At 73.5% G+C, this 20,235-nt stretch carries 19 protein-coding genes and 1 tRNA gene; 14 read left to right on the top strand and 6 right to left on the bottom strand.

The window, feature by feature from the left end; all coding sequences use genetic code 11:
• Positions 1-51 precede the first annotated feature (51 nt).
• From JQC91_RS06280 to JQC91_RS06235, 10 genes are all read left to right on the top strand, one after another.
• Positions 52-786, top strand: a complete 735-nt coding sequence (locus JQC91_RS06280) for an outer membrane beta-barrel protein (RefSeq protein ID WP_203285955.1) — start codon at positions 52-54, stop codon at positions 784-786.
• Between the two features lie 103 nt (positions 787-889).
• Positions 890-966 (top strand) — tRNA-Pro (locus tag JQC91_RS06275).
• A gap of 269 nt (positions 967-1,235) precedes the next feature.
• Positions 1,236-2,243: a C4-dicarboxylate TRAP transporter substrate-binding protein gene (locus tag JQC91_RS06270; protein WP_203285954.1), complete on the top strand. Its 1,008-nt coding sequence runs from the start codon at positions 1,236-1,238 to the stop codon at positions 2,241-2,243.
• A gap of 57 nt (positions 2,244-2,300) precedes the next feature.
• Positions 2,301-2,936: a TRAP transporter small permease gene (locus JQC91_RS06265; RefSeq protein WP_203285953.1), complete on the top strand. Its 636-nt coding sequence runs from the start codon at positions 2,301-2,303 to the stop codon at positions 2,934-2,936.
• Positions 2,933-4,336 carry a TRAP transporter large permease gene (locus JQC91_RS06260; RefSeq protein WP_203285952.1) on the top strand — a complete coding sequence of 468 codons (1,404 nt, stop codon included), beginning with the start codon at positions 2,933-2,935 and terminating at the stop codon, positions 4,334-4,336. Before JQC91_RS06265 ends, JQC91_RS06260 begins: the two co-directional genes overlap by 4 nt.
• A 77-nt stretch (positions 4,337-4,413) precedes the next feature.
• Positions 4,414-5,514, top strand: coding sequence for a polysaccharide biosynthesis protein (locus JQC91_RS06255; RefSeq protein ID WP_203285951.1), 1,101 nt, complete (start codon positions 4,414-4,416; stop codon positions 5,512-5,514).
• Positions 5,514-6,668, top strand: coding sequence for an NAD-dependent epimerase/dehydratase family protein (locus JQC91_RS06250; RefSeq protein WP_203285950.1), 1,155 nt, complete (start codon positions 5,514-5,516; stop codon positions 6,666-6,668). The genes JQC91_RS06255 and JQC91_RS06250 overlap by 1 nt, the downstream gene beginning before the upstream one ends.
• Positions 6,669-6,706: 38 nt before the next feature.
• Entirely contained in the window at positions 6,707-8,728 is a 2,022-nt protein-coding gene (locus tag JQC91_RS06245) for a hypothetical protein (RefSeq protein ID WP_203285949.1), read from the top strand.
• Positions 8,725-9,645 carry a hypothetical protein gene (locus JQC91_RS06240; RefSeq protein ID WP_203285948.1) on the top strand — a complete coding sequence of 307 codons (921 nt, stop codon included), beginning with the start codon at positions 8,725-8,727 and terminating at the stop codon, positions 9,643-9,645. The genes JQC91_RS06245 and JQC91_RS06240 overlap by 4 nt, the downstream gene beginning before the upstream one ends.
• Positions 9,642-9,950 carry a hypothetical protein gene (locus JQC91_RS06235; RefSeq protein ID WP_203285947.1) on the top strand — a complete coding sequence of 103 codons (309 nt, stop codon included), beginning with the start codon at positions 9,642-9,644 and terminating at the stop codon, positions 9,948-9,950. The genes JQC91_RS06240 and JQC91_RS06235 overlap by 4 nt, the downstream gene beginning before the upstream one ends.
• Here the strand turns inward: JQC91_RS06235 and JQC91_RS06230 are convergent.
• The 5 genes from JQC91_RS06230 to JQC91_RS06210 all read right to left on the bottom strand — a co-directional run bounded on the left by JQC91_RS06230 (position 9,943) and on the right by JQC91_RS06210 (position 15,422).
• A complete protein-coding gene (locus JQC91_RS06230) occupies positions 9,943-11,073 on the bottom strand; it encodes a glycosyltransferase family 2 protein (protein ID WP_203285946.1) in 1,131 nt (376 codons plus the stop codon). The genes JQC91_RS06235 and JQC91_RS06230 overlap by 8 nt on opposite strands.
• The gene (locus JQC91_RS06225; protein WP_203285945.1) at positions 11,070-11,834 is read right to left on the bottom strand and encodes a lysophospholipid acyltransferase family protein; all 765 of its coding nucleotides are present in this window, start codon (positions 11,832-11,834) and stop codon (positions 11,070-11,072) included. The genes JQC91_RS06230 and JQC91_RS06225 overlap by 4 nt, the downstream gene beginning before the upstream one ends.
• A 68-nt stretch (positions 11,835-11,902) precedes the next feature.
• Positions 11,903-13,432: a phytoene desaturase family protein gene (gene crtI / locus JQC91_RS06220; RefSeq protein WP_203285944.1), complete on the bottom strand. Its 1,530-nt coding sequence runs from the start codon at positions 13,430-13,432 to the stop codon at positions 11,903-11,905.
• Complete coding sequence (gene crtI, locus JQC91_RS06215; RefSeq protein WP_203285943.1) at positions 13,429-15,000, bottom strand: phytoene desaturase family protein; 1,572 nt, start codon at positions 14,998-15,000, stop codon at positions 13,429-13,431. Before crtI (JQC91_RS06215) ends, crtI (JQC91_RS06220) begins: the two co-directional genes overlap by 4 nt.
• A complete protein-coding gene (locus JQC91_RS06210; RefSeq protein WP_203285942.1) occupies positions 14,997-15,422 on the bottom strand; it encodes a DUF2141 domain-containing protein in 426 nt (141 codons plus the stop codon). Before JQC91_RS06210 ends, crtI (JQC91_RS06215) begins: the two co-directional genes overlap by 4 nt.
• 95 nt (positions 15,423-15,517) lie before the next feature.
• On the opposite strand from JQC91_RS06210, the gene JQC91_RS06205 reads away from it, so the two are divergent.
• The 3 genes from JQC91_RS06205 to hpnE are packed head-to-tail and all read left to right on the top strand — an operon-like array spanning position 15,518 to position 18,461.
• On the top strand, positions 15,518-16,375 hold the full coding sequence (locus JQC91_RS06205; RefSeq protein ID WP_203285941.1) for a squalene/phytoene synthase family protein: 858 nt from the start codon (positions 15,518-15,520) through the stop codon (positions 16,373-16,375).
• Positions 16,372-17,232: a squalene/phytoene synthase family protein gene (locus JQC91_RS06200; protein ID WP_203285940.1), complete on the top strand. Its 861-nt coding sequence runs from the start codon at positions 16,372-16,374 to the stop codon at positions 17,230-17,232. Before JQC91_RS06205 ends, JQC91_RS06200 begins: the two co-directional genes overlap by 4 nt.
• Complete coding sequence (gene hpnE / locus JQC91_RS06195; protein WP_203285939.1) at positions 17,229-18,461, top strand: hydroxysqualene dehydroxylase HpnE; 1,233 nt, start codon at positions 17,229-17,231, stop codon at positions 18,459-18,461. Before JQC91_RS06200 ends, hpnE begins: the two co-directional genes overlap by 4 nt.
• On the opposite strand, the gene JQC91_RS06190 is transcribed toward hpnE, so the two are convergent.
• The gene (locus JQC91_RS06190) at positions 18,393-19,082 is read right to left on the bottom strand and encodes a hypothetical protein (protein WP_203285938.1); all 690 of its coding nucleotides are present in this window, start codon (positions 19,080-19,082) and stop codon (positions 18,393-18,395) included. The genes hpnE and JQC91_RS06190 overlap by 69 nt on opposite strands.
• A gap of 106 nt (positions 19,083-19,188) precedes the next feature.
• Here JQC91_RS06190 and ltaE point away from each other — a divergent pair, with 106 nt between their 5' ends.
• Positions 19,189-20,235, top strand: coding sequence for a low-specificity L-threonine aldolase (gene ltaE, locus JQC91_RS06185; RefSeq protein WP_203285937.1), 1,047 nt, complete (start codon positions 19,189-19,191; stop codon positions 20,233-20,235).

Below are 20,235 nucleotides of genomic sequence, written 5' to 3'. Positions count from 1 at the left end.
ACAACCTAGAGGAGTGCGACCACCCTCAACCTGCACCCGAAGGTCCTTCCTATGAGAAAGCTTCTCGCCTCCGCGGCGTTCGTCGCCGCTGCCACGCCCGTCCTTGGCGGCAACATCGAGCCCGTCGCCACCATCATCGTCCCCGGCGCGCCGATGACGTGGACCGGCTTCTACGCCGGCGCCCAGCTCGGCTACGCGAAACTCGACACGCGCGGCGTCCGCCAGATCGGCGGCGTCGACCTGACCGAGGCGCTGGTCGCGGACTGCGAAGATGGCGACATCGACGGCTCCGACAACAACGGCCCCGTCGATTCGGACGCGGGCAGCATCGATTCGGACGTCGACTGCGACGACGTGAACCGCGCCGCCGACGGGGCCGGCGTCGGCGCCACCAGCCGGTCGCGCGAGGGCCTGACCTACGGCGTCCACGCGGGCTTCCTGAAGCAGCTGACGAACTCGCCGCTCGTGCTCGGCACCGAGCTGGAGTACGACCGCCTCGACCTCGACGGCGCCGCGGGCGCCGCCGACGTGGTCCGCCTGAAGGCGAAGGTCGGCTACGGCACCGAGCGCTTCCTCGGCTACGGCGTGGTGGGCCCGGCCTACATCGACTACGCAGGCGAGGACGAGACCGGCTTCGTGTACGGCCTCGGCGCAGGCTACCGCGCGACCGACAACATCGTGATCGGCGCCGAGGTGCTGCAGCACGAGTTCGACGACGCCTTCGGCTCGCGGGACTTCGACCTCGACGCGACGACGGTGAACCTGCGCGTCTCCTACCAGTTCTGACGCCCGGGCGGGGACGCCGGCCGCGCGCCGCGTCCCCGCTCCTCTCGGGGGGGCCACGCCCCCTTGCACCGTCCCCCACCCGCCGCTAGGGGCACCGCACGGTCGGGCAGTGGCGCAGCCTGGTAGCGCACCTGCTTCGGGAGCAGGGGGTCGGAGGTTCGAATCCTCTCTGCCCGACCAAGTCGCATCGCCCGCGATGCGACGACGTCCACCCCGGATCCTTCGACCGAGAGCGCGATCCCAGGATCGTCCGGAACGGCCCCGGACCGTCTCGGCATGGCGCACGCGCCCCGCACGCCCCCCCGAGGCCCCGCCGGACCTCGCCGTCCGCGTCGCCCCCGGCGCCCCCGAATGCCCGATAATCGCGCAGCTCGCCCGCTGGACCCCTTCCCCCGGCCCGCCTAACGTCCCCCCGTACGGCCCGCACGAGGCCGACAGGGAGGACAACCATGACCACCAAGATCATCGCCGCCGCCGTCGCGGGGGCCATCGCGCTCCCCGCCCTGCCCGCCTTCGCCGAGGAGTGGGACGTCAGCCTTTGGGGCAAGCGCCGCGCCTTCACCGAGCACGTCGAGAAGCTGGCCGAGCTCGTCTCCGAGAAGACGGGCGGCGAGTTCACGCTCAACATCTCCTACGGCGGGCTGTCGTCGAACCGCGAGAACCTCGACGGGATCGAGATCGGCGCCTTCGAGATGGCGCAGTTCTGCGCGGGCTACCACCCGGACAAGAACCCCTCGATCACGGTGCTGGAGCTGCCCTTCCTCGGCGTCGAGACGCTGGAGGAGGAGGCGCGCATCTCCCGCGCCCTCTACGACCATCCCGCCGTGCAGGAGGATCTGGGCCGCTGGAACGCGGTGCCGCTGATGCCGTCGCCGCTGCCGCAGTACAACCTCGTGGGCAAGGGCGACGTGCCCGCCGACCTCGCCGGCCTGTCGGGCCTGTCGGTGCGCGCCACGGGCGGCATCGGCGCCGCGATGGCCGAGCTGGGCGCCACGCCCACCTCGATGACCGCGACCGAGGTGCGCCAGGCGATGGACTCGGGCGTCGTGCAGGCGGTGGCCTTCGCGCCTCACGCGCACATGTCCTTCGGCACCGTCGAGGCCGCCGACTGGTGGACCACCAACCTCGACCCCGGCACCGTGAACTGCCCCGTTGTGGTAAACGCCGACGCGCTGGAGGGCCTGTCCGACGCGCACCGCGAGGCGCTGCTCGGCTCCGTGGACGAGGCGATGGACCACTACCTCGCCTACTACGCCGACGAGACGATGGCCGCGTGGGGGCCCCGCATGGAGGAGCTGGGGGTCGAGCAGGTGACCTTCGACGACGCCGCGCTGGCCGACCTGAAGGAGCGCGTGGCCGCGCCGGCCGCCGCCGCGTGGGTCGAGGAGAACGCCGCGCGCGGGCTGCCGGCGCAGGAACTGCTGGACATGGTGCAGACCATGGCCGCCGAGCAGTGACCGCTTGACGGGGCGGCCCTCCGGGGCCGTCCCATCCTCCGGGGAGGGGAGAGGGACATGGCGGGCGCGTCCAACGTCCGCGCGGACGACACCCGGCTCAGCCGGGCGGACCGCGCGCTGCATCGGCTTGAGGCGGCGCTCGCGCTGATCGCGGGCCTCCTGATCCTCTCGCTGATGGGCCTTGCGGTCGTGTCGGTCGGCGGGCGCAACTTCCTCGGGGCGCCCCTGCCCGGCTACGTCGACTGGATCGAGGCGATCATGCCCGCCATCGCGCTGCTCGGCGTCGCCTACACGATGCGCCTCGGGGGCCACATCCGCATGGACCTCGTCGTGGGCCAGTTCCGGGGCCGCGGGCTCTGGGCGGTGGAGTGGATCACCACCTTCGTCGTGCTGCTCGTGGTCCTCGCCCTCATCTGGGGGTCGTGGAGCCACTTCGGACGCTCCTTCGACCTGTCCCAGCCGCTGTGGTCGCGCGACAGCTCCATCGACATCGGCCTGCCGATCTGGCCCGCCAAGCTGGTCGTCCCCGTGGCCCTCGCGGTCCTCGCCATCCGCCTCGTGATCCAGCTGGTCGGCTACGGGCGCGGGTTCCGGACGGGCGAGACGCCCCCCGCCGTCCCCCTGATGGAGACCGCGGAGGAGCAGGCCGCCGCCGAGGCCGCCGTCCTCGCCGGTCGGGAGGACGCGCGATGACCGAGCTGGACATCGGCCTGTGGGTCACCGGCGGCCTCCTCGCGCTCGTGCTGCTGGGCATGCGCGTGGGCTTCGCCGCCGCCACGGCCGGGCTCGCGGGGCTGATCTGGATCTTCTGGGAGAAGAAGGACTACGCTTGGGGCGAGCTGGGCTGGGCGCTCGGCGTGGCGGTCAAGACCGCCGGCCAAGTGCCCCACGCCAAGACCGCGTCCCAAGCCCTGTCCCTGATCCCGATCTTCATCCTGATCGGCTACCTCGCCTATCAGGCGGGCCTGACCCGCGCGCTGTTCGAGGCCGCCAAGCGCTGGGTCGGCTGGCTGCCGGGCGGCCTCGGGGTGGCCTCGGTCTTCGCCACGGCGGGCTTCGCCGCCGTCTCGGGCGCCTCCGTCGCCACCTCCGCCGTCTTCGCCCGCATCGCCATCCCCGAGATGCTCGCCATCGGCTACGACAAGCGCTTCGCGGCGGGCGTCGTGGCCGCCGCCGGCACGCTGGCCAGCCTCATCCCGCCCAGCGCGATCCTCGTGATCTACGCCATCATCGTCGAGCAGGACGTGGGCGCGCTGCTGCTGGCGGGCTTCCTGCCCGGGGCGGTCTCTGCGCTGATCTACGGCGGCCTCGTCGTCGGCCTCGCGCTGGTGTGGAAGAAGCTCGGGCCCCCCGTGGGCGGCTTCTCGTGGCGCGAGCGCTTCGCCGCCCTGCCCGGCGCGCTCCCGATCGTCGCGGTGATCCTCCTGATCATCCTCTTCGTCTACAACCCGTTCGGCGAGGCGTTCGGCACGCCCACCGAGGGCGGCGCCCTGTCCGCCGCCCTGATCCTCGCCATCGCGCTGTGGAAGGGCACCCGCTGGGCGGAGCTGAAGTCCGCCCTCCTCGAGACCGCCAAGCTCACCGCGATGATCTTCACGATCATCTGGGGCGTGCTGATCTACGTCCGCTTCCTCGGCTTCGCCGACCTGCCCAACGCCTTCGCGGGGTGGATCGGCGGGCTGGAGCAGTCGCCGATGCTCACCCTCGTCCTCATCCTGCTGGCCTATGCGGTCCTCGGCATGTTCATGGACGCGATCGGGATGCTCCTGCTGACGCTGCCCATCGTCTATCCGGCGGTGATCGCGCTCAACGGCGGGCCGGGCGTCGCGGCGGTCGACAGCCCGTTCGGCCTGTCCTCCACCGAGGTCGGCATCTGGTTCGGCATCCTCGTGGTGAAGATGGCGGAGTTCTGCCTGATCACGCCCCCCATCGGCCTGAACTGCTTCGTCGTCGCGGGCGTGCGCGAGGATCTCAGCGTGCAGGACGTGTTCCGCGGCGTGACGCCGTTCTTCCTCGCGGATGCGGCCACCATCGCCTGCCTCGTGGCGTTCCCGGGCATCGTGATGTGGCTCCCCCGCCTGTTGGGCGTCTGAGCGCGCCCCCCCCCGTTGCCTTCGCCCCGCGGGGTGCCTACTCGCCCGTCGTGGAACGACGAAATCGGGGGGCCGTCATGGCGTTGAGCGAGGACTTCAAGGGCGCGGCCATCGCGATCACAGGCGGCGCCGGTTCGGTCGGCCGCACCGTCGTGCGCAAGCTGATCGACGACGGTGTGGGCCTCCTCCGGGTCATCGACAACAACGAGGCGCTGCTCTTCGACATGGAGCAGGAGTACCGCGACGTCTCCGGGATCGAGTTCTACTGCTGCGACGTCGCCGACGAGAGCGAGCTGACCCGCTGCTTCTCCAACATCCGCTACGTCTTCCACATGGCCGCGCTCAAGCACGTGCCGATCTGCGAGCGCAGCCCCTTCAGCGCCGTCAACGTCAACATCCGCGGCACCGAGACCGTGATCCGCGCCGCCGTCCGGTCGGGCGTCCGCCGGGTCCTGTTCACCTCGACCGACAAGGCGGTGAACCCGACCAACGTGATGGGCACCTCCAAGCTGATGGGCGAGCGCCTGTTCACCGCCGCCGACTCGATGGGCGGGCGCGACGGCGAGCGCCCGATCTTCGCCTCCACCCGCTTCGGCAACGTGGCCGGCACCCGCGGCTCCGTGATCCCCCTCTTCGCCGAGCAGATCGCGCGCGGCGGCCCCGTGACCCTGACCGACGAGCGCATGACCCGCTTCGTGATGACCCAGTCGCGCGCCGCCGAGCTGGTCATCGAGAGCATCCGCCACGCCCAAGGCGGCGAGGTCTTCATCACCAAGATGCCCGCGCTCAACGTCGTCGATCTCGCCCGCGTGATGATCGACATGCTGGCCCCGCTGCACGGCCACGACCCGGCATCCATCGAGACCCGCGTCATCGGCGCCCGCCCCGGCGAGAAGCTGTGGGAGGAGCTGTCCACCGACGAGGAGTCGGCGCGCATCTTCGAGGGGACCGAGTACCTCGTGGTCAAGCCGCCCTTCGAGCGCATCACCCACGCCGAGGCCCGCCGCCTCTACCCGACGCTGGACCTGCGGGACACGTCGATGACCTACCACTCCGAGCACGTCGAGCGGATGACCGACCGCGAGATCGCGGACTTCCTCCTCGAGGAGGACGTGCTCGACGCGGAGACGCGCGCGCGCCTCCTCGAATCCCAAGCTCCCCGGAAGGAGGCCGTCTGATGCGCGTCCTGATCCTCGGCGGCGACGGCTACCTCGGCTGGCCCACCGCGATGCACCTGTCGGCCCAAGGCCACGAGGTCATGGCCGTCGACAACTACCTCCGCCGCCGCCTCGCCCGCGAGGAGGACAGCGAGGCGCTGATCGACCCCCCGAACCTGCACCAGCGCGCCAAGCTCTGGCAGGAGGTCTCGGGCCGCGAGATCGCCGTCCGCGTGGGCGACCTCGACGACTGGACCACCATTTCGTCGATCTTCGAGGAGTTCCGCCCCGAGGGCATCGTCCACTACGCCGAGCAGCCCTCCGCGCCCTACTCCATGAAGGACCGCGCCGCCGCGGACCTGACGCTGCGCAACAACCTCGGCGTGACCTTCAACGTCATCCAGGCGATGGCCGCCCACGCGCCCGACGCCCACATGGTGAAGCTCGGCACGATGGGCGAGTACGGCACGCCCAACATCGACATCGAGGAGGGCTGGCTCGACATCGAGCACAAGGGCCGCAAGGACCGCGTCCTGTTCCCGCGCGCCGCCTCCAGCCTCTACCACACCACCAAGGTGCTCGATACGGATCTGCTGTGGTTCTACGTGCGCACGTGGGGCCTGCGCGTGACCGACCTGATGCAGGGGCCGGTCTACGGCGTCGAGACCGACGAGAACGCGGGCCACGAGGCGCTCCAGCCCTTCCTCAACTACGACGAGCTGTTCGGCACCGTCCTCAACCGCTTCGTCGTGCAGGCCGTCGCGGGCTACCCGCTCACCGTCTACGGCAAGGGCGGCCAGACGCGCGGCTACCTCAACATCCGCGACACGCTGCAATGCGTCCGCCTCGCCCTCGAGACCCCGGCGGACGAGGGCGAGCTGCGCATCTTCAACCAGTTCACCGAGACCTTCTCGGTCAACCAGCTGGCGGAGATCGTGCGCGCCTCCGGCGAGCGGCTGGGCCTCTCGGTCGAGGTGAAGTCGATCGAGAACCCCCGCAAGGAGCGCGAGGAGCACTACTACAACCCGGTGCATACCGGCCTGCTCGACCTCGGGCTGGAGCCGAACCTGCTGACCGACGAGGTGATCGATTCGATCATGCGCTTCGTGATGCGCCACAAGGACTCCATCCACGCCGACCGGATCTTCCGCGGCGTGACGTGGAAGAAGGGCTGACGCGCCCCGCGACGGAGCGAGGGGGGGACACGGACGAGATGGACGCGACCGCCCCGACCCCCACGCGGATCGCGCTCGACCTGCGCCGCGACGGGTTCCACCTCGTGCAGGTGCTGCTCGCCGATCCCGCGTCCGGCCGCGTGACCTTCCCCGCCCTGGCTTGGCGGATCGAGGACGAAGCGGGCCGCGCGATGCCGCCCGCCGGGGCCGTCGGCGCGGCGGCGGGCGTCCCGCTCGACGTGGCGGGAACCTACCGCACCGTATGCATCCCCGGCGCGGCGGACGGTGTCGACCTCCTCGACCGGTGCCCGCCGCCGATGCTGCTGCTGATGCCGCCGCCCGGGGCCGCGCGCATCTTGCTGGACATGCCGCCCGGCTGCGCGGCACGCCGCGCCACGGCAGAGGCGCTGCGGGTCAACTGGCGCTTCGACGCCCCCCGCGTCGCTGCGGCCGCCCGGCGCGTCGCGGCCTTCTGGAGCGGCGTCGCCGCCGACCAAGGGGACGCGCCGCCCGACGACCTCGCCGCGGCGGTCGGGGCAGCCAGGCGCCTCGGGCGCGACGGGTCGACCGTGGACAACTGGATCCGGACCCTCCGCGCCATCGTGGCCGACGGGGACGCGGCCGCCCCCCCGCCCGGTCCGGCCGATGCGGAAGGACTGGTCGGCCTCGTCGGCGACGCGCCCATCCCGCCGCTCCTCGCCGGCCGCGCCTCCACGGTCCGCCTCCGCCCCGGCACGTGGCGGGCGCAGCTCGCGATGCCGGGGCTGGACGCGGTCTGCCTGCTGCCCGCGACGCCCGACGCGCGCCCCGACCCCGCGGAGGTGGCCGCCCATGCGACCCGGCGCGGGCTGCGCGTCCTCGCGTGGGATCCCGACGGCACGGCGCCCGTCCCGGACGGCGCGACCCCTCTGCGGGGCCACGACCCGGCCCCCTGCGATCCGGCCCTCCTCCCCCTCGACCCCGTCGCCGCCGCGCCCGCCCCGCTCCGTCCCGGCGACGAGCCCCGGACGCTCGCCGAGGCGCCCGCCGGCCGCCCGCCGAGCGCGGGCTTCGTCCAGCTGACGGCCGTGCGGGGCCGCCACGCCGTGCTCATGGTCCCCGACGCCGACATGCCACCGGAGGCGCTTCCCGACCGCGCGGAGACGCGCCTGCCCTTCCACCGCAGCGGCCCGCTCGCCCCCGGTCAACGCGCCGAAGCCCGGCGGACCGCGCGGCTCGCCCTGATCGACACCCCGGCGGGGACCGGGGGCGCCGCGATCGCCGGGGCCTGCTACGACGCGATCCTCCACGGCGCGCTCCCCGTCCTCGTGGGGCGCCGCCCCGCCACGGCCTGCCCCGTCCTCGCGGGCGTGGACGTGGCCGTGCACTCCGCCGACCTGCGCTACCTCCAAGCCCTCGTCGCCGACCCGCTCCGGCACGAGGCGCGCTGGATCGGCCCATGGGCCGACCTCGTCCTGCGCCATGCCGCGGCGACCGCCCCGCTCCGCGCGGCCTTGGGGGACCGGGACGCGACGGCCCTCGGGCCTGGCCTCGCGGCGGTCCTCGCCGGCCCCGGCGCCGACCCCGCCCCCCTCGCCGCGCTCGCCGCGCGCGAGGGGACGGTCCACCTGCTCCACCCCGCCGCGGCCCCGCCGCGGGGGCCGCGCCCCGGCGGCGTCGTCGCCCACCCGACCGACGACCCCGGCGCGACGCTCACCGCCCTCGCCGCCGCCGCCCGGCCCGGCCCGTGGCAGATCCTCTGCGCCGACGACGCCCGGCCCGACCACTTCGACGTGGGGCGCGCGGCCCTGCACGTCCACGGGGCGGACCTGATCCTGCGCGGCGACGCGGGCGCCCCATGGTCCGGCGACGCCCCCGGCGCCCGCCTCGCCCTCGCGCGGGAGGCCGATCCCGGCGCCGTCGCCGGCTGCGGCGGCCTGATCGACCCCGCCGACCCGCCGCGCTTCGCGGGCGCCACCTTCGACGCCATCCTCGCCGACCGCCTCGCCCGCACACGCGCGGGCGGCGGGCGCGTCTGGCGCGCCGACGCCGCCGCCGCCCGCCGGAGGGCGCCGCGATGACCCCCTCGACCGGCCTGCGGGTGGGCACCATGGCCACCTTCCCCGCCCGCTTCGGCATCATCCGCGAGGTGGTGGCCTCCATCGCGCCGCAGCTGGACCGCCTCTACCTCTACGTCAACGAGACGACGGACGGGCTGCCCGACCTCTCGGACCTCGGCGACGTGGTCGTGGTCGACGGGCGCGCGGCCGGGGGCGACCTCTCGGCCAACGGCAAGATCTGGCCCCTGCGCCTGATGACCGACTGCCAAGTCTTCGTGCTGGACGACGACTTCCTCTTCCCGCCCGCCTACGTCGCGCGCACCGGCGCGGTGCTCGACGCCTTCGACCAGCGCTGCTGCGTCACGACCCACGCCTCGGTCCTGCCCGCGCACACCGACTGGTACTACGAGCGCAACGTCATCTGGATGAGCACCCGCCCGCTGCGCCACGCGCACGTCGCCAACCTCGCCGGCTCGGGCACCTTCGCCTTCCACCAGTCGACCCTGCCGCTCGACGCCGAGGCGTTCTTCGAGAACATCATGGTCGACCTCCGCCTCTCGCTGGCCGCGCGGGCGGCGGACCTCCCGATCTGGGTCCTGCCCCGCGCCGAGGGCTGGCTCCGCAACCTCAAGACGCCCGGCCTCTTCGCCCTTTTCACCTCCGGCGTCGTCACCCACCACAGCGAGGAGGCGCGGCGCCACGACTGGTCCTTCGACCGCTACGCGCCGATGGTGCGCGCGGCGCTCGACCGGCTGGGCGACGACGCGGCGGCGCGCGCGGTCCGCGCGTCGCTCGACCCCGACCTCGTCGCGGCGCTGGAGGAGGGGCGGACCCCGATGGCGTGGGCGCCGTCGCGCCTCCTCCTCGAGAAGCAGGCCGAGTATCTCGACATCGTCGAGGAGATCAGGACGCGCGCCCCGGAGGAGCAGGCCCCATGACCACCGACCCCGTCGCGCCCGAGGCGCGGGCCCCCGGCCCCGATCCGACCCCCGAGGAGCTGCGCGCCGCCGTCCGCAGCCTGAGCCTCGACCTCGACCGCGCCGAGGCGCGGATGGAGGAGATGCGCGCCCGCCTCCTGACCGAGCGCGAGCTGGCCCGCCGCCAAGCCGCCAACCTCCGCAGCAAGGTCGAGCGCCTGACCGAGCAGCTGGACGAGGCGGCCGCCGCCGGCCCCGCCCGCAAGGAGCGGCTGCTCGCGCGGATCCTGCGTCGCGCCAAGCGGGGCGGAGCGCCGCTCAGTTGACCTCGTAGCTGCGCCCCCGCCACGTCGCGGTCTCGCCCCGCCGGGCGGCGGCGAGCGCGCGCCACTGGATCCACAGCGTCACGACCACGCCCGCCGGGTGCAGCAGCACCGCGCGCCAGCCTTGGCAGACCCGCCACGCCAGCAGCGCCCGCGCCGCGAGGACGAGGCCCAGCGCGGAGGCCGAGAACGTCACCGCGTCCTCCGCCCCGAAGAGCAGCCCCAGCGCCAGCGTCAGGAACGGCAGCAGGTGCCCCCCCGCCAAGAGCACCGTCCAGACCGGCAGGGCGACCGGCTTGGCCATCCCCTCGGTCGCGTTCTTCGAGAAGCCCGACACGATGTCCGGCCAGTTGTCGTACATCCGCGTCACCGCCAGCGGGGTGGCGTCGAGGATGTCCGTCCGCCCGCCCGACAGCCGCACGTTGCGCGGCAGGTTCAGCCCGTCATGCATCCGGTCGCGGAAGGCCGCGTGCCCGCCCGCCGCCGCGTAGGCGCCGGCGGTCACCATCATCAGCTGGCCGCACCCGGCGGCGAACCCCGGCGAGTTCGACAGCCGGGCGAAGGCGAAGGGCAGGTAGCCGAGCAGCAGCATCAGGATCTGCGGGATCGCGACCCGCTCGGCCAAGGAGCCGGTGACCTGGCGCGGGAAGCCGGACACGAGATCGAGCCCGCGCGCCTGCATGTAGCCCCGCATCCGCGCCGCCGCGTCGGGCGCCAGACGCACGTCCGCGTCCACGAACAGCAGCACCGGGTGCGACGCCGCCTGCGACAGCTGGTGGCAGGCGTGCTGCTTGCCGTTCCACCCGGCGGGAAGGTCGGCGCCCCGCACCAGCCGGACGCGCGGGTCGCGCGCCGCGTACTCGGCCACGATCCCGTCCGTCCCGTCGGTCGAACCGTCGTCGAGCACGACGACCTCCACCTCGACGCCCCATTGCGCGAGCGCCCCGTCGAGCGCCGCGCGGATGTTGTCCGCCTCGTCGCGGGCCGGGATCAGGACCGAGACCTCCGGCATTCCCTCGGCCACCGCGCGGGGGGCGCGGAACAGCACGAGGTTCACGAAGGTCGTGGACACGTAGATCGAGGCCAGCACGAGCGCGGCCAGCGCGAGGTATCCAAGCAGGGTCATCGGCTCTCGTCCGTCAGATGCGCGGGATCGTGCCGCTCGCCCCGGAACATCGCATGGAGGCGCTTCCAAGCGCCATAGACGCCCCCCGTCCCCTGTGCCCCCCGCGACACGGTGTCGAAGGGCGCGGGGTCGCGCGCGACGGCGGCGGCGGCGAGGCGGTCCATCGCCCCCTCCAGCGCCTCGGCCAGCCCGGCCGGGTCCTCCTGTATCGTCCCGAACGCGGCCAGCGCCTCGGGCCGCTTCTCGGACCAGAACGGGTATTCCAGCGCCAACGGCAGCGCGACCGCGCCCGTCCGCCCCATCAGCGCGGACAGCCCGCCCATCAGCGCCACGGGCCGCTCGCGCGGGTCGGCGAAGCGCCCCTGCGCCGTCATCCAGATCATCCGTCCCGGATCGGAGAGCACGCGCTCCCCCACCCGCAGGAACCGCGCCGCCCCCGCCCGCGTGCCCGGCGCCACGCCCCACATGCCGATCCGCTTCATGAAGCCGTAGCGCTCCAGCGCCGCCGCCTCCATCGGCCCGTAGGCGTGGCGGTCCCCGAACCGCGCGACGTGCAGGCACAGGAACACCGCCGGATCCCACCAGCCGGGGTGGTTCGCGTAGACGATCAGCGGGCGCGCCGGGTCCGTCGCGGGCACGCTCGGGCGCAGCACGCGCAGCGCGCGGAAGCCCGCGCGCACCTGCCGCGCCATGATCCACTCGAAGAAGCGGACGCGGCGGGGGTCGCGCAGCGCGACGGGGTCGTCGTCGATCCGCTCCATGCGGCCTCCTCCGGTCGGCGGACCCTTCGGAAGGGTCCGCCCCGCAGATCCTCAGCTAAGGATCTGCCTCACTCCGCCGCCATCGCGGGTTCGTTGGCGATGGCGTCCTGATGCAGGCTGTCGGCGGCGATCCACCCGGACATCAGCGCCATCGGCATCCCCGGCCCCGGATGGGCCGAGCCCCCCGCGAGGTAGAGGTCGCCCACCTGGCGCGAGCGGTTCCCCGGCTTGAACGCGCCCATCATCTTGCCGTGGCTCACCAGCCCGTAGATCGCCCCGTCCAGCACCTTGTAGCGGTCGTGGATGTCCTGCGGCGTCAGCGTCCGCTCGAACACGATCCGCTCCTCCAGGTCCTCCATCCCGGCCGCGCGGGCCAGCTTGTCCATGATGACCTGCCGATACTCCGGCAGCATCTTGGACCAGTCGTGCCCGTCGCGCAGGTGCGGCGTGTGCACGAGGATGTAGAGCGCCTCGCCCCCCTCCGGCGCGCAGGCCGTGGGCGACCCCGCCTCGGTCCGCATCGGCGCGGCGATGTAGGCGGTCGGATCGGGCGCGGGGACGCCGCGGTCGTAGATCGCGTCGAACTCCTCCTCCGGGTCGCGCGAGAAGACGAAGTTGTGGTGCGCGATGTGCTCGTAGGCCTTGTTCAGCCCGAGGTAGAGCACCACGCCCGAGCACGCCGCCTCCCGCTTCTGATAGCCGAAGTCCGTCCACGCCGAGCCGCCGATCAGCTCCTTGTATGTCCGCACCGAATCCATGTTCGACACGACCTTGTCGAAGCGCATCACCTCGCCGTCCGCCTCCACGGCCACGGCGCGCCCGTCCTCCACGACGATCCGCTGCACGTCGACGCCGGTGCGGTAGTCGACGCCCAGCTCCTCGCCCAGCCGGGTCAGCGCCACGGGCACGGCGCGGGTGCCGCCCATCGGATACCACACCCCCTCGCCCTGCTGCATCTGCGCGATCCCGCAGAGCACCGCCGGCGACGCCAAGGGCGACGAGCCGACATACTGGATGAAGTGCTCCAGCATCTGCCGCACGCGCGGGTCGCGTATGTCCTTCTTGATCTGCCCCGCCACCGTGCGGTGCATCCGCAGCGCCATCACGTCCGACAGGGTCGAGAGCGAAAAGTTCTCCTTCATGTTCATCGTGTCGCGAAGGTCCTCGACCGACTTCCAGAAGAAGAACTTGTCCGACACCGTGGACAGGCGGTTCGCGACCTCCATGAACCGGTCGAAGCCCGGCCCGTCCTCGGCGTTCAGCGCCGCGATGGCCGCGCGCGCCTCCTTGGGGTCGTTGCGCAGGTCCAGCACCGTGCCGTCGTCGTAGAAGCACCGCCACTGCGGGTCGAGGCGGCGCAGGTCGAGGTAGTCGCCCAGATTGCGCCCCGACTCGCCGAACACGCGCTCCAGCACGCGCGGCATCGTCAGGATGGTCGGCCCCATGTCGAAGCGGAACCCCTGCTCCTCCAGCACGGCCGCCTTGCCGCCGAGCCACCCGTTCTTCTCCAGGAGCGTGACCTTGTGGCCCCGCGCCGCCAGCGTCGCCGCCGCCGCGAGCCCGCCGAGGCCGCCGCCGATGATCCCGACCGTGCTCATTCCGCGGCCTCCTTGAAGGTGCTGTTGGGCAGAGGCTGCGTCGGCAGCTTCTGCGGAAGTTGGGAGCTGTCCAGTCCGAGGTCGTCCGCCGCCAGCCGCGACGCGATCCGCGCGCTCTCGAAGATCGTGGGCAATCCGCTCCCCGGATGCGTCCCGCCCCCGGTCAGGTAGACGCCGTCCACGTCCTCGAACCGGTTCCGCGGCCGCCAGTGCAGCATCTGCCCGAGGTTGTGGGCGAGGTTGAACGTGGCACCCCGGAAGATGCCCATCTCCGACTCCCAGTCGGCCGGCGTGAGCATCCGCTCGGTCCGGATGCGGGGCCGGATGTCGTGGCCCGTCAGCTTCGACAGCCGGTCGAGGATGCGCTCGCGGTAGACGGGGCCGAACTCCGCCCAGTCGACGCCGCCCGACAGGTTGCCCGTCGGCACCAGCACGTAGAGCGTCGAGTGCCCCTCCGGCGCCAGCGTCGGGTCCGTGACGGACGCGTTCTGGACGTAGATCGTCGGCTCCTCGGGCGCTTGGCCGTCGTCGATCTCCTGGATGTTCTTCAGGTAGTCGCCCGACATGTAGATCGTGTGGTGCGACAGATCCTTATAGACCCCCTCGATCCCGAGATAGAGCATGAAGGTCGAGCAGGAGTACTTCTTCGAGTCGATCTTCTCGTCCGTCCACCGCTTGCGCTTGGCGTTGGGGATCAGCTTGCGGATCGTGGACGCGAAGTCGGCGTTCACGATGATCGCGTCCGCCTCGTAGGTGCCCGTCGCGGTGCGGACGGCCGTGGCGCGGCGACCGTCGAACTCGATCTCCTCGACCGGCTCGTTCAGGCGCACGTCCACGCCGATCTCACTGGCCACCCGCGCCATCGCGCGGGGGATCGCGTTGCAGCCGCCGATCGGGTGGAACACCCCGAACCCGTACTCGACATGCGCCACGATCGTGAACAGCGAGGGGCACTTGAACGGCGACATGCCGAGGTATTTCGACTGGAAGCTGAAGGCGAGGCGCAGGTCCTCGGACTTGAAGAAGCGCCGCAGGTCCTGGTCCACCGTGAGCCACGGGCGGAACAGCGGGAACGCCTTGAGCATGTCCGGCTTCACGAGGTCCGCCGGACCGTTGAAGGGGCGCTGCAGGATCGGCTTGAAGACGGCGAACTTGTCGATCTGCTCCTGCAGGTAGGCGGGCACGTTGACCGCGTCCGTGGGGTCGATCTTGGCCGCCTCCGCCGTCAGCCGCTCGACGTCGGGCGTCGCGTCGAACGTGACCCCGCTGTCGAACTGGAGCCGGTACATCGGGTCCAGCTTCACCATCTCGACCTCCTCGAAGAGGTCGCGTCCGCAGGCTTGGAAGATCTCCTGCAGCACCTCCGGGTAGAGGTAGAAGGTCGGCCCGTAGTCGAAGGTGAACCCGTCCTGCGTGAACGACGCGGTGCGCCCGCCGACGCGGTCCTCCCGCTCGATCAGCGTGACCTCGGCGCCCGCGGCGCGCATCAGCATCGCGGTGGCGAGGCCACCGGGGCCGGCGCCGACGACGACGGCCTTCTTCGGGGTGATGCCGGAGACGGCATTCATGGGAAGTACCTCACGTTCAGTCTGATCGATCCGCCCCCGGTGACCCGCACGGCGGCGTCCCGGAAGCGAGGGGGGCCCATCCGCATGGGCGCGTCGTTGGAGAAACCGAGGCCCTCGGTCGGCCAGAACCCGTTGCGGTCCAAGGCGCCGTCCGCGTCCTCGTCGTGGAAGACCTGCACGGCGTAGACGCCGTCGGGCACGCCGGTGACGGTGACCCGCCCTCCGGACGCCCGCGCCGCGCCCACGTAGGGACAGCCCGGCTTGGTGAACGTCTCCGGCGGGCACACGGCGGCGCGGATCAGGCCCGCGCCGTTGCGCAGCCCCTCCACGGTCACCGTCACGTCCCCCGCCGCCGCAGGCGCGGCGATCCCTGCGGACAGGGCGAGCGTGGCCAAGGCGGCGCGCGTCGATGTAAACCGCATGTTACACCCTTCCTCCATGCGAAGGGCGACCTAGAACAGCGAAACGGCTTGTCACGGCCTTGACCTTCCGGAGATCGCGCAAAGGCATGTCCATCGTGGATGACATTCCCGGCAACGCCCCCGCGCGCCCCGGCGCCGCGCCCGACCCGTGGGCCAAGGCCGCGTCCGAGAATTTCCCCGTGGCGTCGAGACTTCTGCCCCGCGGAACCCGCGCCCGCGTGGTCGCGTTCTACCGCTTCGCCCGCGCCGCCGACGACGCGGCGGATGGCGGCGACCATTCGCCGGAATCGCGCCTCGCGCGCCTCGATTCGCTCGAGGCGGGACTCGACGGAACCGCCCGCAACGAGGGATCGGACCTCCGCGCCCTCGTCGATCCGCCCGCCTTGGCGGAGGCCCGCGCCCTCCTGCCCGCCTTCCGCCGCGACGTGACCCTGACCGACTGCGCGGACTGGGACGACCTGATGGCCTACTGCGCCTCCTCCGCGGTGCCCGTCGGGCGCTTCCTGCTCGCCGTCCACGGCGAGGGCGAGGACGCGCAGGCCCCCTCCGACGCGCTGTGCGCCGCGCTGCAGGTGCTCAACCACTGCCAGGACATCGCGGCGGACGAGCGCGGCCTAGGCCGCTGCTACCTCCCCCTCGACCTGCGCGAGGCGGCGGGGGTCGCCCGCGCCGACCTCACCGCCCCCGCCATGTCCCCCGCGCTGCGCGCCGTCGTCCGGCGCACCCTCGACGCCACGGACGACCTGCTCGCCGCCGCCGCGCCCCTGCCCGCCCGCATCCGCGCGCGCGGCCTGCGGGCGCAGGCCACCGCGACCCTCGACCTCGCCCGGCGCCTGTCGCGCCGCCTGCGCCACGGCGACCCGCTCGCGCGCAGGATCGCGCCCAGCCGCCTCGACTTCGCCCGCGCGGGCCTTGCGGGACTGGCCGCCGCCGTGGTCGGATCGCGCCGATGATCGTCCCGCCGACCACCGCCACCGCCGACGCAGAGGAGGTCCGCCGCGTCGTCGCCGCCGCAGGCTCCAGCTTCGCGGCGGGGATGCGCGTGCTGCCCCGCGCCCGCCGCCGCGCGATCCACGCGGTCTACGCGCTCTGCCGCGTGGTCGACGACATCGCGGACGGCGACGCGCCCGGCTCCGACACCGCGCAGGGCCGCAAGGCGGGGCTCGACCGCTGGGCCGACGAGATCGACGCCGCCTTCCGCGGCGCGCCCCGCTCCGCGATCGGGGCCGAGGTGGCGCGCTCCGCCGAGGCGTTCGACCTGCCGCGCGGCGAGTTCGACCTCGTGATCGACGGGATGCGCATGGACGCCGTCCCCATCGTCGCCCCCTCCGACGCCGAACTGCACGCCTACGTCCGCCGCGTCGCGGGCGCGGTGGGCATCCTCTCGATGCGCTGCTTCGGCGCGTGGATCGGCGCCCCGTCCGAGCGCTTCGCCCTGTCCCTCGCCCGCGGCCTGCAGCTCACCAACATCCTGCGCGACGTCGAGGAGGACGCGGGCCGCGGCCGCCTCTACCTGCCCGCCCCCGCCCTGACGGCGGTGGGCATCCCCCACTGCGCCACGGACGCCCCCGCGCACCCGTCGCTCCCCGCGGCCCGCGCCCTCGTCGGCGCGCAGGCCCGCGCCGCCTTCGACGAGGCCGCCGCGCTGGTCCCCGTGCACCGCCGCCTTCCGCTGCTGCCGGCGCTGCTGATGATGGGCCCCTACGAGCGGATGCTGGCCACCATGGAGCGCGACTGGTCCGCCCCGCCGCCCCGCCCCTCCACGGTCGCCAAGCTCCGCCACGGCCTCGCACGGGCCGCGAAGGGGTGAGGGCATACGTCATCGGCGCGGGCCTGTCCGGCCTCGTCGCCGCGGAGGCCCTGTCCCGCACCCGCCCCGTCACGCTGCTGGAGGCGTCGCCCAAGGCCGGCGGGCGCTGCCGCTCCTACCGCGACGAGCGGCTGGGCCGGGTGATCGACAACGGCAACCACCTGATCCTGTCGGCCAACGCCCGCGTCCTCGCGTGGGCCGAGCGCATCGGCGGGGCGGACGGGCTGCGCACGGGCGATGCCGCCTTCCCCTTCCTCGACCTCGCCTCCGGCGACCGCTGGACCATCCGGCCCGGCAGGGGGCCGCTCGGGGCCGCCGCCGCGGAGGCCCGCCCCCCCGGCACCTCGCTGGCGAGGCTGGGCCTCCAGATCGCCCGCGCCCTCGGCCATCCGGGCACCGTGGCGCAGGCCATCCCCGACCGCGGCCCGCTCTGGCGCGCCTTCTGGGATCCCATGACCCGCGCCGTCCTCAACGAGGATCCGCAGGACGGCAGCGCCCGGCTCCTCGCCCGCACCATGCTCCGCTCCTTCGCGCGCGGGGCGCGGCACAGCCGCCCGGTCCTCGCCCCCGACGGCCTCGGCCCCGCGCTGATCGACCCCGCCCTCGACCTCCTCGCCGCGCGCGGCGCGGACCTCCGCCTCCGCACCCCCGTCACGGCGCTCCACGGCGCCGACCGCCTCGCGCGCATCGAGACCCGCGACGGCCCCGTCGATCTCGGCCCCACGGACGTCGCCGTCCTCGCCACCCCGTCCCACCACGCCGCGCAGCTGCTCGGCCACGACGCCCCGCCGGCGGGCAAGACCATCGCCAACGCGCACTTCCTCCTGCCCGACAGCGGGCTACCCCCGATCCTCGCCCTGCTGGGCGGCACCTCCCACTGGCTGTTCCGGCGCGGCGACGTCGTCTCCGTCACCGTCTCCGCCGCCGAGAGCGCGGGCCTGCCCGCCACCCGCGAGGCGGCCCTCGAGACCCTCTGGCGGGACGTCGCCGCCGCGGCCCGCGCCCACGGCGCGGCGGTCCCCGACGCCATGCCCACGGCCCGGCTCATCAAGGAGAAGAACGCGACCTTCGACCAGTCCCCGCAGGCCATCCGCACCCGCACCGGCCCGGGCACCAAGTGGCCCAACCTCGCCCTCGCGGGCGATCACGCCGCGACGGGGCTACCCGCCACGCTGGAGGGCGCGGTCCTCGCCGGGGAGCGGGCGGCGGCCCGCCTCGAACGGGCCTGACCACAGCGGGTAGAGCACCGGGTTCAGCGCGATCCAGTCCAGCAGAAGCCCCCCCGGCACCCAGCCCCGCCCCCGCACCAGCGCCACCGCACCGGCCGCCGCGCCCCAGAGCGCGCCGACCGCGTTGGCGATCACGTCCCACATCGTGTCGTCCAGCCCGGTGTCCTGCGTCTCGAACCCGAAGGCCGCGTCCAGCCCGAACTCCATCACCTCCCACAGCGCGCCCACCATCATCGCGAAGCCGAAGGCCAGCGTCGCCAGCACCCAGACCGGCGTCCGGGGCCGCGCGCCCCCGGTGGGCAGCAGCGCCAGCGCCGTCCCCACCACCGCGAGCGCGGCCATCGACACGACGTGCAGCGCCATGTCCCACCACGGCACCATCTCGTAGCCGTCGCCGAGTTCCCCGAACAGCAGCGCGCCCGCGCAGAACGCCGCCACCCCCACCGTCAGGCGCACCGGGAAGCGCAGCCCCGACACGGCGGTGAACGCGGGCAGCAGCGCCGTCAGCGCGAGGCAGGCCGCCGCCACGGCGGCCCACGCCCACCACCCCAGGACCGCCAGCGCCAGCAGCGCGGCGGCCGCGGCGGTCCAGAACGCGGTCTCCAGTCGGGATTGGGGCATCGGCTTCCCTTCCTTGGGCCAACGCGGCACGGCACGGCGGGTTGCTTGGCAGCCCGCCTCCCCCGACCTAGGGTTCCGCGACCCCCGCGCCAACGGACCCGCCCCCATGACCTACCCGATCCGCCAGACCGCCCGCACGAACGGCACGATCGCCGACCTCCGCTCCGACACGGTGACCCGCCCCGATGCCGCGATGCGCGCCGCGATGGCCGCCGCCGAGGTGGGCGACGACGTCTACGGCGAGGATCCCACCATCGCCGCGCTGGAGGAGCGGGTGGCCGGGACCTTGGGCAAGGCGGCGGCGGTCATGTTCCCCACCGCCACCCAGTCCAACCTCGCCGCGCTCCTGTCGCACTGCGCGCGGGGCGAGGAGGTGCTGACGGGCCACGACTACCACGTCCGCAAGTACGAGGCCGGGGGCGGCAGCGTCCTCGGCGGGCTGGTGTTCCACGACCTGTCCGTCCGGCCCGACGGGGGCCTCTCGGCGACCGACGTCGCGGCGGCGGTCAAGGAGGACGACAGCCACTTCGCCGTCACCCGCCTGCTCGTGCTGGAGAACACCCACAACGGCCGCGCCGTCCCCTTGGACACCCAGGGCGCCGCGCTCGCCGCCGCCCGCGACGCGGGCCTCTCGACGCATCTCGACGGCTCCCGCCTGTTCAACGCGGCCGAGGCGCTGGGCGTCCCGCCCGCCCGCGTGGCCGAAGGGTTCGACACGGTCACGATCTGCCTGTCCAAGGGCCTCGGCGGCCCGGCCGGCGCGGTCCTGTCCGGTCCGGCGGACCTCGTGTCCAAGGCGCGGCGCTGGCGCAAGATGCTCGGTGGCGGGATGCGGCAGGCGGGCGTGATCGCCGCCGCCGGCCTCCACGCGCTCGACCACAACCTCGCCGGGCTGGCGTCGGACCGCGCCCGCGCCGAACGCCTGCGCGCCGCCCTCCGCGCCCTGCCGTGGGCCGAGGTCGAGGACGGCGAGAGCAACATGGTCTGGCTCGCCCTGCGCGACCCGTCCCATGCCGACGCCCTCGCCGCGCATCTCGCGGACGCGGGCATCACCGTCTCGCCGGGGGCCAAGATGCGCCTCGTCCTGCACCGCGACGTGGACGACGCGGCGCTCGACGCGGTGGTCGCGGCTTTCGAGGGCTTCGCCCCCTGA

Source organism: Jannaschia sp. Os4, assembly GCF_016820245.1.
Classification (GTDB): domain Bacteria; phylum Pseudomonadota; class Alphaproteobacteria; order Rhodobacterales; family Rhodobacteraceae; genus Jannaschia.
This window is presented reverse-complemented; position numbering and strand designations above follow the sequence as displayed.

Excerpts from the sequence above, each read along its gene's own strand:
- JQC91_RS06280 (WP_203285955.1), top strand. The coding sequence starts at position 52 with ATGAGAAAGCTTCTCGCCTCCGCGGCGTTCGTCGCCGCTGCCACGCCC.
- JQC91_RS06270 (WP_203285954.1), top strand. The coding sequence starts at position 1,236 with ATGACCACCAAGATCATCGCCGCCGCCGTCGCGGGGGCCATCGCGCTC.
- JQC91_RS06265 (WP_203285953.1), top strand. The coding sequence starts at position 2,301 with ATGGCGGGCGCGTCCAACGTCCGCGCGGACGACACCCGGCTCAGCCGG.
- JQC91_RS06260 (WP_203285952.1), top strand. The coding sequence starts at position 2,933 with ATGACCGAGCTGGACATCGGCCTGTGGGTCACCGGCGGCCTCCTCGCG.
- JQC91_RS06255 (WP_203285951.1), top strand. The coding sequence starts at position 4,414 with ATGGCGTTGAGCGAGGACTTCAAGGGCGCGGCCATCGCGATCACAGGC.
- JQC91_RS06250 (WP_203285950.1), top strand. The coding sequence starts at position 5,514 with ATGCGCGTCCTGATCCTCGGCGGCGACGGCTACCTCGGCTGGCCCACC.
- JQC91_RS06245 (WP_203285949.1), top strand. The coding sequence starts at position 6,707 with ATGGACGCGACCGCCCCGACCCCCACGCGGATCGCGCTCGACCTGCGC.
- JQC91_RS06240 (WP_203285948.1), top strand. The coding sequence starts at position 8,725 with ATGACCCCCTCGACCGGCCTGCGGGTGGGCACCATGGCCACCTTCCCC.
- JQC91_RS06235 (WP_203285947.1), top strand. The coding sequence starts at position 9,642 with ATGACCACCGACCCCGTCGCGCCCGAGGCGCGGGCCCCCGGCCCCGAT.
- JQC91_RS06230 (WP_203285946.1), bottom strand. The coding sequence starts at position 11,073 with ATGACCCTGCTTGGATACCTCGCGCTGGCCGCGCTCGTGCTGGCCTCG.
- JQC91_RS06225 (WP_203285945.1), bottom strand. The coding sequence starts at position 11,834 with ATGGAGCGGATCGACGACGACCCCGTCGCGCTGCGCGACCCCCGCCGC.
- crtI (WP_203285944.1), bottom strand. The coding sequence starts at position 13,432 with ATGAGCACGGTCGGGATCATCGGCGGCGGCCTCGGCGGGCTCGCGGCG.
- crtI (WP_203285943.1), bottom strand. The coding sequence starts at position 15,000 with ATGAATGCCGTCTCCGGCATCACCCCGAAGAAGGCCGTCGTCGTCGGC.
- JQC91_RS06210 (WP_203285942.1), bottom strand. The coding sequence starts at position 15,422 with ATGCGGTTTACATCGACGCGCGCCGCCTTGGCCACGCTCGCCCTGTCC.
- JQC91_RS06200 (WP_203285940.1), top strand. The coding sequence starts at position 16,372 with ATGATCGTCCCGCCGACCACCGCCACCGCCGACGCAGAGGAGGTCCGC.
- JQC91_RS06190 (WP_203285938.1), bottom strand. The coding sequence starts at position 19,082 with ATGCCCCAATCCCGACTGGAGACCGCGTTCTGGACCGCCGCGGCCGCC.
- ltaE (WP_203285937.1), top strand. The coding sequence starts at position 19,189 with ATGACCTACCCGATCCGCCAGACCGCCCGCACGAACGGCACGATCGCC.